Source organism: Streptomyces clavuligerus (genome assembly GCF_005519465.1).
Lineage (GTDB): Bacteria > Actinomycetota > Actinomycetes > Streptomycetales > Streptomycetaceae > Streptomyces > Streptomyces clavuligerus.
The window spans coordinates 988,425-1,003,224 of record NZ_CP027859.1 but is presented as its reverse complement, the minus strand read 5'-3'; the positions used below and the strand labels follow the sequence as shown (position 1 = coordinate 1,003,224).

Annotated in this window: 12 protein-coding genes and 2 riboswitches; of the genes, 7 read left to right on the top strand and 5 right to left on the bottom strand. The window is 71.8% G+C overall.

What is annotated here, in order from left to right:
• The first annotated feature begins 232 nt into the window (after positions 1–232).
• A riboswitch (cobalamin riboswitch) is annotated at positions 233–406 on the top strand.
• 235 nt (positions 407–641) lie between these two features.
• From CRV15_RS32630 to cobF, 7 genes are all read left to right on the top strand, one after another.
• A complete protein-coding gene (locus tag CRV15_RS32630; RefSeq protein WP_003963374.1) occupies positions 642–2,165 on the top strand; it encodes a CoA-acylating methylmalonate-semialdehyde dehydrogenase in 1,524 nt (507 codons plus the stop codon).
• Between the two features lie 6 nt (positions 2,166–2,171).
• The gene (locus tag CRV15_RS32625) at positions 2,172–3,320 is read left to right on the top strand and encodes an acyl-CoA dehydrogenase family protein (RefSeq protein ID WP_003952871.1); all 1,149 of its coding nucleotides are present in this window, start codon (positions 2,172–2,174) and stop codon (positions 3,318–3,320) included.
• Positions 3,317–4,600: an enoyl-CoA hydratase/isomerase family protein gene (locus tag CRV15_RS32620; RefSeq protein WP_003952870.1), complete on the top strand. Its 1,284-nt coding sequence runs from the start codon at positions 3,317–3,319 to the stop codon at positions 4,598–4,600. Before CRV15_RS32625 ends, CRV15_RS32620 begins: the two co-directional genes overlap by 4 nt.
• Positions 4,597–5,511 carry a 3-hydroxyisobutyrate dehydrogenase gene (gene mmsB / locus CRV15_RS32615; protein WP_003952869.1) on the top strand — a complete coding sequence of 305 codons (915 nt, stop codon included), beginning with the start codon at positions 4,597–4,599 and terminating at the stop codon, positions 5,509–5,511. Before CRV15_RS32620 ends, mmsB begins: the two co-directional genes overlap by 4 nt.
• Entirely contained in the window at positions 5,508–6,299 is a 792-nt protein-coding gene (locus tag CRV15_RS32610; protein ID WP_003952868.1) for an enoyl-CoA hydratase, read from the top strand. The genes mmsB and CRV15_RS32610 overlap by 4 nt, the downstream gene beginning before the upstream one ends.
• 83 nt (positions 6,300–6,382) lie before the next feature.
• Complete coding sequence (locus tag CRV15_RS32605; RefSeq protein ID WP_003952867.1) at positions 6,383–6,724, top strand: hypothetical protein; 342 nt, start codon at positions 6,383–6,385, stop codon at positions 6,722–6,724.
• Between the two features lie 200 nt (positions 6,725–6,924).
• Entirely contained in the window at positions 6,925–7,746 is an 822-nt protein-coding gene (gene cobF, locus CRV15_RS32600) for a precorrin-6A synthase (deacetylating) (protein ID WP_003952866.1), read from the top strand.
• A gap of 40 nt (positions 7,747–7,786) precedes the next feature.
• Here cobF and metF read toward each other — a convergent pair whose 3' ends face one another.
• The 5 genes from metF to aceB all read right to left on the bottom strand — a co-directional run bounded on the left by metF (position 7,787) and on the right by aceB (position 14,658).
• Positions 7,787–8,698 carry a methylenetetrahydrofolate reductase [NAD(P)H] gene (gene metF / locus CRV15_RS32595; RefSeq protein ID WP_003952865.1) on the bottom strand — a complete coding sequence of 304 codons (912 nt, stop codon included), beginning with the start codon at positions 8,696–8,698 and terminating at the stop codon, positions 7,787–7,789.
• Positions 8,699–8,891: 193 nt separating this feature from the next.
• Positions 8,892–9,245, bottom strand: coding sequence for a THUMP domain-containing protein (locus CRV15_RS32590; RefSeq protein WP_003952864.1), 354 nt, complete (start codon positions 9,243–9,245; stop codon positions 8,892–8,894).
• A 98-nt stretch (positions 9,246–9,343) separates the two neighbouring features.
• Entirely contained in the window at positions 9,344–11,662 is a 2,319-nt protein-coding gene (gene metE, locus CRV15_RS32585; protein WP_003952863.1) for a 5-methyltetrahydropteroyltriglutamate--homocysteine S-methyltransferase, read from the bottom strand.
• Positions 11,663–11,830: 168 nt separating this feature from the next.
• Positions 11,831–12,056: riboswitch (cobalamin riboswitch) on the bottom strand.
• 134 nt (positions 12,057–12,190) lie between these two features.
• Positions 12,191–13,063: a 3-hydroxybutyryl-CoA dehydrogenase gene (locus CRV15_RS32580; RefSeq protein ID WP_003952862.1), complete on the bottom strand. Its 873-nt coding sequence runs from the start codon at positions 13,061–13,063 to the stop codon at positions 12,191–12,193.
• Positions 13,060–14,658 (bottom strand): malate synthase A, encoded by a 1,599-nt coding sequence (gene aceB / locus CRV15_RS32575; RefSeq protein ID WP_003963371.1) that lies wholly within the window; start codon positions 14,656–14,658, stop codon positions 13,060–13,062. The genes CRV15_RS32580 and aceB overlap by 4 nt, the downstream gene beginning before the upstream one ends.
• Positions 14,659–14,800 lie beyond the last annotated feature (142 nt).

Below are 14,800 nucleotides of genomic sequence, written 5' to 3'. Positions count from 1 at the left end.
CCCAGCCGCCCGCCAGACAGAAGTCACGCAGGCCCGGAACGCGCGGGCCGTGCCAGACCGCCGCCGTTCCGCCCGGCGGGCCGCGCCGAGATCCACGCCGCGGCGACGGCGACGGCGACGGCGACGGCGACGGCGACGGCGACGGCGACGGCGACGGCGACGGCGACGGCGACGGAAAGAACGACGGCCGGACGGATCGCACACTGGATTTACTAGGACGTCCAACTATATAGTCGCGAGCAAGGCCCGCGGTGCAGGGAAGCCGGTGTGATTCCGGCACGGTCCCGCCACTGTGACCGGGGAGTATGCCGTCGAGCGTTACGCCACTGACGAGTTGGACGTCGGGAAGGCGGACGGCGCGCGCTGATCCGGGAGTCAGGATACCGGCCGCGGGATGTTCCGTGTTGTCCACGAGGATGGAGCTGACACGCATGGCACCGCCGCGCCTCCACGATCCCGGCAGCCCCGCTCCGGACGTCCGTACACCGGTGCGTCTCCCGGCGGCCCGCTGCCGACGGTCCGCCGCCTGACGGCTCCCCGCCATACGCGCTCTCGCGCCGCCCCCCGCACGCGGACACCACCGTGTCCGCGTGCCCGCCGGACGGCGCGCCATCCGGATCACCTGACGAGAGCAGGCAGACATGGTCCGAGCGTCCGACCGCGCCACCGTGCGCGAACTGACCCACTTCATCGGCGGCAAGGCCGTCCCGGGCACCTCCGGGGAGCATGCCGACGTGTACGACCCCAACACCGGGGAGGTCCAGGCGCGGGTACCCCTCGCCGGCCGGGACGAGACCAGGGCGGCCATCGCCGACGCGGTCCGCGCACAGCGCGAGTGGGGCGGCTGGAACCCGCAGCGCCGGGCCCGGGTCCTCCTCCGCTTCCTCCGGCTGGTCGAGGAGGAGAAGGACACCCTGGCCCGGCTGCTCTCCTCCGAGCACGGCAAGACGATCGCCGACGCGCACGGCGACATCCAGCGCGGACTGGAGGTCGTGGAGTTCGCCGCCGGTATCCCGCATCTCCTCAAGGGGGAGTTCACCGACAACGCGGGCGGCGGCATCGACGTCCACTCCCTGCGCTCCCCGCTCGGCGTCGTCGCGGGCATCACCCCGTTCAACTTCCCCGCGATGATCCCCCTCTGGAAGGCCGCACCGGCCCTCGCCTGCGGGAACGCCTTCATCCTCAAGCCCTCCGAACGCGATCCGTCCGTCCCGCTGCGGCTCGCCGAACTCTTCCTTGAGGCCGGGCTGCCGCCCGGGGTGCTCAATGTCGTCAACGGCGACCGACAGGCCGTGGACACCCTCGTCGAGGACCCCCGCGTCGCCGCCCTCGGCTTCGTGGGCTCCACCCCCGTCGCCGCGCACGTCTACGCCACCGCCGCCGCCCACGGCAAGCGCGCCCAGTGCTTCGGCGGCGCCAAGAACCACATGGTCGTCATGGCGGACGCCGACCTCGACCAGGCCGTGGACGCCCTGATCGGCGCCGGATACGGCTCGGCGGGGGAACGCTGCATGGCGGTCTCCGTCGCCGTCCCCGTGGGCGAGGAGACCGCCGACGCGCTCGTCGCCCGTCTCAAGGAACGCGTCTCCGCGCTGCGGATCGGCCGCAGCGACGACCCGGAGGCGGACTTCGGCCCGCTGGTCGGCCCGGACGCCGTCGAACGGGTCCGCCGCTATGTGGACCTCGGGGTCGAGGAGGGCGCGGAGCTCGTGGTCGACGGGCGGGACTTCGTCCTGCCCGGCCATGAGAACGGCTTCTTCGCCGGTGCGACTCTCTTCGACCGGGTCACCCCCGCCATGGCCATCCACCGTGAGGAGATCTTCGGGCCGGTCCTGTGCGTGGTCCGCGCCGCCGACTACGAGGAGGCCCTGCGGCTGCCCAGCGAACACCTCTACGGCAACGGCGTGGCCATCTTCACCCGGGACGGGGACACCGCCCGGGACTTCACCCGCCGTGTCGACACCGGCATGGTCGGCGTCAACGTGCCCATCCCGGTCCCGGTCGCCTACCACACCTTCGGCGGCTGGAAGCGCTCCGGCTTCGGCGATCTCAACCAGCACGGACCGGACGCCATCCGTTTTTACACCCGGACGAAGACGGTCACCTCCCGCTGGCCCTCCGGGGTCAAGGAGGGCGCCAGCTTCACCATCCCCACGATGGGCTGACCCGCCATGACCACCACACTGCTCACCGAGGAGCAGCAGGCCCTCGTCGAGACCACCCTCGACTTCGCCCAGGACCACCTGGCGCCCCACGCCCTCGACTGGGACCGCGACAAGCACTTCCCCGTCGACGTGCTCCGCAAGGCCGCGGGGCTCGGCCTCGGCGGCGTCTATGTCGGCGAGGAGTCCGGCGGCTCCGGCCTCAGCCGCGCCGACGGCGTCCTCGTCTTCGAGACCCTGGCCACCGGATGCCCCTCCATCGCGGGCTATCTCTCCATCCACAACATGGTCGCCTGGATGATCGACCACTACGGCGACCCCGCCCAGCGCGACCGCCGACTGCCCCGGCTGTGCTCCATGGACGACCTCGCCAGCTACTGCCTGACCGAACCGGGCGCCGGATCGGACGCGGCGGCCCTCGCCACCCGCGCCGTCCGCGACGGGGAGGGCTGGGTGCTCAGCGGCGTCAAGCAGTTCATCTCCGGCGCGGGCGCCTCCCAGCTGTATGTGGTGATGGCCCGTACCGGCGGCGAGGGAGCCGCCGGAGTCTCCGCGTTCCTGGTCGAGAAGGACGACCCCGGTGTCGGCTTCGGACCCGACGAGCGGAAGATGGGCTGGAACGCCCAGCCCACCCGGCAGGTCGTCCTCGACGGCGTACGCCTGCCCGCCGACCGGCTCCTCGGCCGGGAGGGCGAGGGTTTCCGCATCGCCATGAACGGCCTCAACGGCGGCCGTCTCGGCATCGCCGCCTGCTCCCTCGGCGGCGCCCGCAGCGCGCTGGACCGCAGCCTCACCCACCTCGCCGACCGGGAGGCGTTCGGCCGCCGTCTGCTCGACGCCGACGCGCTGCGCTTCCGGCTCGCCGACATGGCGACCGAACTCGCCGCCGCCCGCGCCCTGGTCCAGCAGGCGGCGCAGGCCCTCGACCGGGGCGACCCCCAGGCCCCGTACCTCTGCGCGATGGCGAAGCGGTTCGCCACCGACACCGGCTACACGGTGGCCGACCGCGCTCTCCAACTCCACGGCGGCTACGGCTACCTCAGCGAGTACGGCATCGAGAAGATCGTCCGGGACCTGAGGGTCCACCGGATTCTGGAAGGAACGAACGAGATCATGCGCGTCATCGTGGCCCGTGGACTGACGGAGGCGTTCGGATGACCGGCCCCGCCCATCCCTCAGGCCCTGCCCGCCGCACAGAACCTGCCCACCTCTCAGACCCCGTTCGCCCCACTGGACCCGTCCACCCCTCAGAACCTGCCGACCCCACCAGCCCTGTCGGCCCCACCGACCCCACTGGCCCTGCCCGCCTCACCACCGCCACCGCCACCGCCACCGCCACCGCCACCGCCGCCGACCGGACGGCTGACGCCGCCGAGGAACACGTCCTCCTCAGCACCACCGGACGGGCCGCCCGCATCGTCCTCAACCGTCCCCGGGCCCTCAACGCCCTCACCCATGACATGGTCCGGAGCATCGACCGGGCGCTGGCCGACTGGGCCCACGACCCGGCCGTCGAAACCGTCGTGATCACCGGCGCCGGGGACCGGGCCCTGTGCGCGGGCGGCGACATCCGTGCCATCTACGACGACGCCCGCGACGGCGACGGCACCGCCTCGGCCGCCTTCTGGCGGGACGAGTACCGCCTCAACGCCCGGATCGCCCGTTACCCCAAACCGTATGTCGCCGTCATGGACGGGATCGTGATGGGCGGCGGCGTCGGCGTCTCCACCCACGGCAGCGTACGGATCGTCACCGAACGGTCCCGGATCGCGATGCCCGAGACCGGTATCGGCTTCGTCCCGGACGTCGGCGGCACCTATCTGCTGGCACTCGCCCCCGGCGAGCTGGGCACCCATCTCGCCCTCACCGGCGAGGCGATCGGCGCCGGTGACGCCCTGCTGTGCGGACTCGCCGACCACTGTGTCCCGTCCCAGTCCCTCCCGGACCTCGTCCACGACCTCACCCACCGGCCCGTACGGGAAGCGCTCACCCGGCATGTCCAGCCACCGCCCCCCGGGGAACTGTCCGGGCGACGGGAGTGGATCGACGCGTGCTACGGCGCCGACACCGTGGAGGAGATCGTCCAACGGCTCCTCACCCACGGCGCCCCGGCCGCGAAGGAGACCGCCGAGACCCTGCTCACCAAGTCCCCCACCGCTCTCAAGGTCACCCTGGCCGCCCTGCGCCGCGCCCGGGGCCTCGGGCCGCTGGAACGGGTGCTGGAGCAGGAGTACCGCGTCTCCTGTGCGGCCCTGACCGGCCCCGACCTGGTCGAGGGCATCCGTGCCCAGGTCGTCGACAAGGACCGGAACCCGCGCTGGTCCCCGGCCGTTCTCACCGAGGTCACCGACGCCGACGTCGAGCGGTTCTTCCGACCCCTCGGCGACCGTGAACTCCGCCTCACAGGTCCCGGCGGCACAGCGGAGGTGGAGCGGTGAACCGGACCGTCGCCTTCCTTGGCCTGGGCCACATGGGCGGCCCCATGGCCGCCAACCTCGTCACGGCCGGCCACCGGGTCCGGGGATACGACCTGCTCGCCCCGGCCCTGGACGCCGCCGTCGCCACCGGGGTACGGGCCGCGCGCTCCGCCACCGAGGCCGTCACCGGCGCGGACGTGGTGATCACCATGCTCCCCGCAGGGCGCCATGTCCTCGGCCTGTACGAGGAGATCCTTCCGGCCGCCCGCCCCGGCACCCTCCTCGTCGACTGCTCCACCATCGACGTCGCCGACGCCAGGGAAGCCCATCGGCGCGCCGTCACAGCCGGGATGCGCGCCCTGGACGCACCGGTGTCGGGCGGAGTCGTCGGCGCCGAAGCCGCCACCCTGACCTTTATGGCCGGGGGCGGGGAGGCGGAGTTCACCGAGGCCAGGCCCCTGCTGGCGGCCATGGGGAAGAAGGCCGTCCACTGCGGCGGCGCCGGGGCCGGACAGGCCGCCAAGATCTGCAACAACATGATCCTGGGCGTCTCCATGATCGCCGTGAGCGAGGCGTTCGTCCTCGGCGAGAGTCTGGGCCTCTCCCACCAGGCGCTCTACGACGTGGCCTCCACCGCCTCCGGGCAGTGCTGGGCCCTCACCGTCAACTGCCCCGTCCCCGGACCGGTCCCCGCCAGCCCCGCCAACCGCGACTACCGGCCGGGCTTCGCCGCCTCCCTGATGGCCAAGGACCTGGGCCTGGCGGCCGACGCGGCCCGGGCGGGCGGCGTCCGCGCCGAACTGGGGCTGCGCGCCGCCGAACTCTACGCCGCCTACGCCGAGCACTCCGGTGCCACGGAGGACTTCTCCGGCATCGTCCACACCATCAGAAACCACGCCACCAGCAGAGACCACGACGGAGGACAGCCGTGACCACCACCTCCCCGGAGGCGTACGAGACGATCACCGTCGAACGCAAAGGCCGCGCCGCCCTCCTGACCCTCAACCGCCCCCAGGCCCTCAACGCCCTCAACCTCCAGGTCATGGAGGACGTGGTGGCCGCCGTCGAAGCACTCGACCGCGACCCGGGGTGCGGCTGCATCGTGATCACGGGCTCCGCGAAGGCGTTCGCGGCGGGCGCCGACATCAAGGAGATGCACCCGCAGGGCTACCTCGACATGTATCTGTCCGACTGGTTCACGGCCTGGGACCGCCTCGGCCAGGCCCGCACCCCCACCGTCGCCGCCGTCTCCGGCTACGCCCTCGGCGGCGGCTGTGAACTCGCCATGCTCTGCGACATCCTGATCGCCGCCGACACGGCCGTCTTCGGCCAGCCGGAGATCAAGCTCGGCGTCATCCCGGGCATCGGCGGCTCCCAGCGCCTGACCCGGGCGATCGGCAAGGCCAAGGCGATGGACCTGTGTCTGACCGGACGCACCATGGACGCCGCCGAAGCGGAACGCGCCGGACTCGTCTCCCGTGTCGTGCCCGCCGACGAACTCCTGGGCGAGGCACTGGCGGTCGCCGGGACCGTCGCCGCCATGTCGCTGCCGACGGCGATGATGGCCAAGGAAGCCGTCGGCCGGGCCTTCGAGACCACCCTCGCCGAAGGAGTCCGCTTCGAACGGCGGCTCTTCCACGCGGTGTTCGCCACCGCCGACCAGAAAGAGGGCATGAGCGCCTTCATCGACAAACGGCCACCGGACTTCCACCACCGCTGACCACCGCGAGGCGGGGCGGGGGAACCATCCCCCGCCTCCGTCCGTTCTTCCCACGACCGCACGGGGAAGGGGGAACACACGCCGTGGCCGGACATCCCGAGCCGCACCGCATCACCGTCGGGGGACACGAAGCGGTGGCTCTCACCGTACGGGGGTACGAGCAGCTCCTCGCGAACCGGCGGCAGATCGGCGGCCAGAGCGCCCGTATCCGGGTGCTCTCCCAAGAGATACGCAAGTCCCGGCTGCTGCTGCGGGAGCTGGAAGCACTCGTCGAGGAGGCGGTGTGCGACTGCCCACGGCAGGACGGGGAGCAGGTGCTCTGCCCCACCGTCCGGCCGGCGGAGCCGACGGACCGGAAGGGCGAGGAGTGCCTGCGTGGCGCGCTGGCCTCCCTGATCCGCCACCATCAGGAGGGGGCCGTCTGAGCATGCCGTTCCGTGGCGGCCGCGTGCCCGCCACCGGGTACGGCACCTACGTCCGCCGGTCCTGGTCGACGGCCGGCCGCCCCCCGGTGCCGACGGCCCCCCGCCCGGTGCCGACGGCCCTCCGGCCGGGCCGGGTCGGTCCGGCCGGTCCGGGCCGGGTCGGCTCCCCGGCGTGGAGCGGACCCTGCGAGACTGGCCCGATGAGCACGGAACAGCGCGCGATACTCGTCATCGGCATCGGAGCAGGCGATCCGGACCATCTCACGCTCGCCGCGATCAAGGCCATCCGCCGGGTGGACGTCTTCTTCGTCATCGGCAAGGGGCCGGACAAGTCCGCGCTGACGGACCTGCGTCTCAGCATGATCGAGGAGCATGCGCGGGCCCCGTACCGGGTGGTGGAGGCCGACGACCCGAGCCGGGACCGCCGTCCGATGGACCGTTCCGACTACACCGGGGCCGTCCAGGACTGGCGGACCCGGCGGGCGGACGTCTTCGAGCGGCTGATGCGCGAGGAGATGGCCGAAGGGGAGACCGGTGCCTTCCTGGTGTGGGGCGATCCGACGCTGTACGACAGCACGCTCGCCATCCTCGCGGACATCGAGGCGCGCGGCACGGTCTCGGCCGTGGTCGAGGTCGTCCCGGGGATCAGCAGCGTCTCCTCGCTGGCCGCCCGGCACCGCATCCCGCTGAACCAGGTCGGCCGTCCCGTGCACATCACCCCCGCGCGGCGGCTGTCCGAGGTGGGGCAGAACGACGACGGGGACATCGTCGTCATGCTCGACGCCGACGAGTCGTTCACCCGGGTGGACGGGGAGGATGTCTGGATCTACTGGGGCGCCTATCTGGGCACCCCGGACGAACTCCTCGTGGCGGGCCCGCTGCGTGAGGTGTCGGACCGGATTCGCCGGACGCGGTCGGCGGCGCGGGCCCGGCACGGGTGGATCATGGACACCTATCTGCTGCGGATCGTGGCCCCGGGGGAGGCGCCGCCAGGAGCGCCCCGCCCCGGCGGTGGCGCCTGACGTCACCACCCGCGTGCGCACGGCGGGGTCGTTCCCCGGCTCAGAGGTGCAGCCCGAGATCCTGGTAGATCTCGGTGGTCACCTTGGAGCGGTTCATGGTCATGAAGTGCAGTCCGGGTGCGTCCTCCGCGATCAGGCGGCGGCACATGGCGGTGGCGTGCTCGATGCCGAGTGCCCTGACCGCCTTCGGATCGTTCTGTGCCGCGAGCATTCTTTCGGCCAGATCCGCAGGGAAAGCGGCGGTGGAGAGGGTGGGAATGCGTTCCAGCGATCGAATGGTGGTGACGGGCATGATTTCAGGAATGATCGGTGTCTCGCATCCGGCGGCCGTCACCCGGTCACGGAAGCGCAGATACTGGTCGACATCGAAGAACATCTGAGTGATGGCGTAATCGGCCCCGGCCCGGCACTTGTCGACGAAGTGGCGGATTTCGGCCTCCCAGTCGGCTGATCGGGGATGCATCTCGGGGAAGGCGGCCACCCCGACACAGAAGGTGCCCGACTCCTTGATCAGCTCGACCAGTTCGGCCGCGTACCGGACTCCCTCCGGGTGCCGCGTCCACGGGCCGAGGGGGTCGCCGGGCGGGTCGCCCCGCAGCGCGAGGATGTTGCGCACCCCTTGGTCGGCGTAGTGGCCGAGGATATTGCGCAGTTCGGCGATGCTGTGGTCGACCGCGGTGAGGTGGGCGACGGGGGTGAGGGTGGTCTCCTGGGCGATCCGCCCGGTGACGTTGACGGTCCGTCCGCGGGTGCTGCCGCCCGCGCCGTAGGTGACGGAGACGAACGTCGGGGACAGCGCCTCCAGTCGGCGGATGGCCGCCCAGAGTCCCACTTCGGCCGATTCACTGCGGGGCGGCATGAACTCGAACGAGTAGGAACGGCCTCCCCGACTGAGCAGTTCGCGGATGGAATGTGCGTGGTCGTTTCTTGTGCTGGGGATTCCGAGTGCCATTGACTCAGGTTATCGAATGTCGAAGCCGGAAGGACCGCCGTCCACCTGCTGATACGGGATGTCCTGCCGGTGTGCGAAAGGAAAAGAACCGATTGATGAATGCCCGTCGCAATCCCTTTCCCGGTCTCCCCGGCCGGGGATGTCGCCACGTCATGGACGGGGACGGGGTCCGCGTCATGGGCGGGGACGGGGTTCAGCCACCGGCGGTGGCTGCCGGGGTGGCGCGGGCCGGAGCGGGCACGGAGGTGCGCCCGCCCCCGGCCGTCGGCGGGCGCAGCGTTTCGACGGCGGCGGCGGAGATGTCGTCCACGGTGCTGGGCACCCGGACCGCCGGTTCCACGGAGTTGCCGCCGATGAGCCGGCGGGCCCGCTCCACCAGGGCCTCCTGCGGGACCTGTCCGCCCGGCACGGTGGCGTTCCGCGCGACCTTGGTCCAGGTCGATCCGCCGATACCGCGCAGGGCCACCCGGAGGTTGTCGTGGAGCCGTTCGGTGAACCGGTGACCGTTGCGGCCCTTGAGGAAGATCTCTCCGTGCTTGAGCGGCACACAGGCCCGAGGGCGGTCGGAGCCGCGGCCTCATGGGGCGCGGTCCGTCGGACCGGGCCGGGGCACCGGTGGGTGCCCCGGCCCGGCGGTGTGCCGGATCAGGCTTCGGGCAGCTCACCCCGTACGGTGCGGGCGGCTGCGACGAGGTTTTCCAGGGAGGCCCGGGTCTCGGCCCAGCCGCGGGTCTTCAGGCCGCAGTCGGGGTTGACCCAGAGCCGTTCGGCGGGGATGGCCTTGAGGCCGGTGCGCAGGAGGCGGGCGGCCTCCTCGGCGCTCGGCACCCGCGGGGAGTGGATGTCCCAGACACCGGGTCCGGCCTCACGGGGGTAGCCGTGGGCGGCGAGTTCGTGGGCGACCTGCATATGGGAGCGGGCCGCCTCCAGGCTGATGACGTCCGCGTCGAGGTCGTCGATGGCCTGGACGATGTCGCCGAACTCGGCGTAGCACATATGGGTGTGGATCTGGGTGCCCGGTGCCACGCCGCCGGTGGTGACGCGGAACGCCTCGGTGGCCCAGGCGAGGTAGTCGGCGTGGTCGGCGGCGCGCAGCGGCAGGGTCTCCCGCAGGGCGGGTTCGTCGACCTGGATGACGGCGGTGCCCGCGGCCTCCAGGTCGTTCACCTCGTCGCGGAGGGCGAGGGCGACCTGCCGGGCGGTGTCGGCCAGCGGCTGGTCGTCGCGGACGAAGGACCAGGCGAGCATGGTCACCGGGCCGGTCAGCATGCCCTTGACCGGGCGGTCGGTGAGGGACTGGGCGTGGGTGGTCCAGCGGACCGTCATCGGCTCGGGGCGGGAGATGTCCCCGGCGAGGACCGGCGGGCGGACATAGCGGGTGCCGTAGGACTGGACCCAGCCGTGCCGCAGGGCGAGGTAGCCGGTGAGCTGTTCGGCGAAGTACTGCACCATGTCGTTGCGCTCGGGCTCGCCGTGGACGAGGACGTCGACGCCGGTCTTCTCCTGGAACGAGATGACCTCGGCGATCTCGGCGCGGATGCGGTCCTCGTACCCGGCGGTGTCGATCCGTCCGGCCCGCAGGTCGGCGCGGGCGACGCGCAGTTCGTCGGTCTGCGGGAAGGAGCCGATGGTGGTCGTCGGCAGGAAGGGCAGACCCAGGCGTTCGCGCTGGGCGACGGTGCGCTGCCCGTAGGGCTGGGAGCGGCGGGCGTCGGCGTCGGTGACCGCTTCGGAGCGGGCGCGGACGGCGGGGTCGCGGGTGATGGGGGAGGTGGCGCGGGAGGCGAGGGCGGCGCGGTTGGCGGAGAGTTCGCCCTCGATGGCGGCGGTGCCCTGGGCCAGTCCCTTGGCGAGGGTGACGATCTCGGTGGTCTTCTGGCGGGCGAAGGCGAGCCAGCGCAGGATCTGCGGGTCGATGTCCCGTTCCAGGGCGGCGTCCAGGGGGACGTGCAGCAGCGAGGAGGAGGCGGCGACGTCGACCCGGTCGGCGAGCCCGAGGAGGGTGCCCAGGGTGGACAGGGACTTCTCCAGGTTGTTGACCCAGATGTTGCGGCCGTTGACGACTCCGGCGACCAGGCGCTTGCCGGGCAGTCCGCCGACGGCGGCGAGGTCGTCCAGGTTGGCGGCGGCCGATTCGGTGAAGTCCAGCGCCAGACCGTCGACGGGGGCCTTGGCCAGCACGGACAGCGCCTCGCCGAGGCGGTCGAAGTAGGAGGCGACCAGCAGCTTCGGACGGTCGGTGAGCGCGCCCAGCTCGCGGTAGGCGCGGGCGGCGGCGTTCAGCTCGGCCGGGGTGCGGTCCTGCACGAGGGCGGGTTCGTCGAGCTGCACCCACTCCGCTCCGGCGGCCTTGAGCGCGGCGAGGATCTCCGCGTAGACGGGGAGGAGGCGGTCCAGGAGGGTCAGCGGGTCGAAGTCCGCCGCCACTCCGGGGGCGGGCTTGGCGAGCAGCAGATAGGTGACGGGTCCGACGAGGACCGGGCGGGGGGTGTGTCCCAGTTCCAGGGCCTCGGTCAGCTCGGCGGTCTGCTTGGCCGGGTTCGCGGTGAAGACGGTGTCCGGACCCAGCTCGGGGACCAGGTAGTGGTAGTTGGTGTCGAACCACTTGGTCATCTCCAGCGGCGCCACCTCCTGGGTGCCGCGGGCCATGGCGAAGTAGCCGTCGAGCGCGTCGGCGGCGACGGCCGCCCGGTGCCGCTCGGGGATCGCGCCGACCAGGACGGTGGTGTCGAGGACATGGTCGTAGTACGAGAAGTCGCCGGTGGGGACCTCGTCGATCCCGGCGTCGGCCAGTTCCCGCCAGTTGCTCCGGCGCAGTTCGGCGGCGGTGGCGGTGAGGGCGTCGGCGGTGACACGGCCCTTCCAGTAGCCCTCGATGGCCTTCTTCAGCTCCCGGCCCTGCCCCTGACGGGGGTAGCCGTACACGGTGGACCGTGCTGCCGCGGCTGCGGACTTCGTGGTCACGGAGATCTCCTTCGCGAGATGAATCCCTGAGAACCCGGCGACGGGACGAGGACGCGAAGGGGTGACGAACCGGACGGGTACGACCTCGCGCGGCAAGGCGCGGTCGTCCGCCTGGTATGAACGCCGACCCGCCCACGAGGTCACCGGATATCCGTACCCGGCACTGGGTCCGTGTACGGGCAACGGGCAGGTCTTCGGACTCACGGGCACACCCGCCGGAGCGTTCTCCGGCGGACACCTACTGGCCGTCGCTTCCCAGGCCCTCCCGGACCCAGTGCGTATGACGGCGGTCGTTCCCGCTCACCGCTGCGGGGCAGTCCCGGATTCCCACCGGGTTCCCTCTTACGACGCACCCGTCTGGCGGACGGGGCGAACCAGCTGCACCGGTCACTCTAAGCTCCCGGTTTGCCGGTGTGCCGCAACTTGTCCAGAATCCGGACGGTGAGATGAGACACGCCGCCGGGAGGGGTCGCCGGGCGGTGGACGGGGTACGCCCTGATCACGTTCCCCGTCCGCTCGCGTCCCACCTCACCGCGCCCCGTCGTACACATGGAATCCGCGCCCCGTCTTGCGCCCCAGGAGCCCCGCGGCCACCATCCGCTGGAGCAGCGGCGGAGGGGCGTAGAGCGGCTCCTTGAACTCGTCGTAGAGCGAGACGGCGATCGAGGCCACGGTGTCGAGGCCGATCAGGTCGGCCAGTTTCAGGGGTCCCATGGGGTGGGCGCAGCCCAGCTCCATGCCCGTGTCAATGTCGGAAGCGGTGGCAAGGCCGGATTCAGCCATTCGGACGGCGGCCAGGAGGTAGGGGATCAGCAGCGCGTTGACGACGAAACCGGCCCGATCCTGTGCGTGGATGACCGTCTTGCCCAGTGTGGTGGTGACGAAGGCTTCCACCGTGGCGACGGTGTCCGGGGCGGTGTGCAGGGAGGTGACGACCTCCACCAGCGGCAGCACCGGTACCGGGTTGAAGAAGTGGAGCCCGACGACCCGGTCGGCACGGCCGGTCGCCATCCCAAGGCTCATGATCGGGATGGCGGAGGTGTTGCTGGCCAGGATGGCCGACGGAGCTGTGACGATCTTGTCGAGCGCGGCGAACAGCTCGTTCTTCGCCTCGGGGTTCTCGATGATCGCCTCGATGACGAGCTGCCGGTCGGCCAGCCGCTCCAGACCGCTGGTGAAGACCAGGTGGCCGAGGGCGTCCTCGGCCACCTCCTGGTTCAGCTTGCCGCGTCGCACGGCCCGGTCCAGTGAGGCGGCCACCCGCTTCCGCGCCGCCCGCGCGGCCATGTCGTCCGCCTCGCAGACCACGGTGTCGAGTCCGGCCCGCGCGCAGACCTCGGCGATGCCCGCGCCCATCTGTCCGCCGCCGACCACGCCGACGCGTCGGATGTCCGTGCTCATGAAGTCTGCCCCTCTCGGCGGACAAGGTGACGGCTGTAGGCGTCCGGGGTGAAGAAAGGAATCAACTCGCCTGCGAGGGCGGTACGTTCGAACGTGGCGCGCACCTCGTCCAGCGGCGCCCACGGGTAGGCGGCGCCGAGCGCCGACAGTTCCTCGTCCACCAGGTCCCGTACCGTCCCCCGGTCGGTCATGCCGTGGCGCAGCCACTGCCAGATCTGGACCCGGGCGATCTCGGCGGTGGCCGCGTCCTCCATCAGCCCGTTCAGCGCGACGGCACCCCGGCCGTCCAGCCAGGCGGCGAAGTAGCGCAGGGCCACGGCGACGTTGACGCGGAGCCCCTGCGGGGTGGGCGGTCCGCTGATCCGCCGCACTGACAGCAGGTCGGCCGCCGTGACCTCCACATCATCGCGGGACCGCTCGATCTGATGAGGCCGTTCGCCCAGCACACCGTCGAACACGGCCCGGCAGACCGGGACGAGCCCGGGGTGGGCGACCCAGGAGCCGTCGAATCCGTCCTCCGCCTCACGCTCCTTGTCCAGCCGGACGGTGGCGAGCACCGCCTCGCGCGCGGCCGGATCACGGCCCGGGACCTGGGCCGCCATGCCGCCGATGGCGTGGGCTCCGCGCCGGTGGCAGCTCTGGACCAGCAGTTCGGTGTAGGCCCGCAGGAAGGGGGCGGTCATGGTGACCTTCGCCCGGTCCGGCAGGACGAAGTCGGGACGGTGGCCGAAGTTCTTGATCAGGCTGAACAGATAGTCCCACCGTCCGGCGTTGAGCCCCGCGCTGTGCTCGCGCAGCTCGTAGAGGATCTCCTCCATCTCGAAGGCGGCGGTGATCGTCTCGATGAGGACGGTGGCCCGGATCGTGCCCCGGGGAATGCCGAGGAGGTCCTGTGCGAGAACGAAGACCTCGTTCCAGAGGCGGGCCTCGTGGCGGCTCTCCAGCTTCGGCAGATAGAAGTACGGACCGGCTCCCGCGTCGATCTGCCGCTGGGCGCAGTGGTGGACGTACAGACCGAAGTCGACGAGCGCGGCGGGCAGCGGCCGGTCCTGGTACGACAGATGCTCCTCGTCGAGATGCCAGCCGCGCGGGCGGACCATGATCGTGGCGAGCGGTCCGTCGGCGGGCAGCCGGTACTCCTTCCCGTTCTCGGCGGTGAAGTCGATCCGCCGTTCGACGGCGTCGAGGAGATTGAGCTGGCCGCCGACGATATTGCTCCAGGTCGGGGCGGTGGCGTCCTCGAAGTCGGCCATCCAGACGCGGGCGCCCGAGGTGAGGGCGTTGACCGTCATCCGGCGGTCGGGCGGGCCGGTGATCTCGACCCGGCGGTCGGCCAGCCCGGGGGCGGGCGGCGCCACCCGCCACGAGGGATCGGCGCGGACGGCGGAGGTCACCATCGGGAATTCGAGCGGAGCACCGTCGACCAGCCGCAGGGCCTGTCGACGGCGTTCCCTGAGCAGGTCCTCCCGGCGCTCTGTGAACGCATCGGCCAGGCGGCCGACGAACTCCAGGGCGGCGGGGGTGAGGATCTCGTCGTGCCGGTCGCCCGGCGCCGCGAGGACATGGACGGGGTGGGTCAGGGCAGTGGTGGTCATCGTTGTCTCCTGGAATTCGCCCGGCGGGGCGGCGGGCGGTCCGGACCGCGGTGGGTGGGTGGCGGTCCGGACCGCGCCGGGGCAGTGGTCCCGGGCCGCTGCGGGCAGCGGGGTCCGGACCGCGGCGGGCGAGGGGCGGCCC

What these genes read in the sequence shown, in the direction of transcription:
- CRV15_RS32630 (WP_003963374.1), top strand. Translation starts at nt 642, where the DNA reads ATGGTCCGAGCGTCCGACCGCGCCACCGTGCGCGAACTGACCCACTTC.
- CRV15_RS32625 (WP_003952871.1), top strand. Translation starts at nt 2,172, where the DNA reads ATGACCACCACACTGCTCACCGAGGAGCAGCAGGCCCTCGTCGAGACC.
- CRV15_RS32620 (WP_003952870.1), top strand. Translation starts at nt 3,317, where the DNA reads ATGACCGGCCCCGCCCATCCCTCAGGCCCTGCCCGCCGCACAGAACCT.
- cobF (WP_003952866.1), top strand. Translation starts at nt 6,925, where the DNA reads ATGAGCACGGAACAGCGCGCGATACTCGTCATCGGCATCGGAGCAGGC.
- metF (WP_003952865.1), bottom strand. Translation starts at nt 8,698, where the DNA reads ATGGCACTCGGAATCCCCAGCACAAGAAACGACCACGCACATTCCATC.
- CRV15_RS32580 (WP_003952862.1), bottom strand. Translation starts at nt 13,063, where the DNA reads ATGAGCACGGACATCCGACGCGTCGGCGTGGTCGGCGGCGGACAGATG.
- aceB (WP_003963371.1), bottom strand. Translation starts at nt 14,658, where the DNA reads ATGACCACCACTGCCCTGACCCACCCCGTCCATGTCCTCGCGGCGCCG.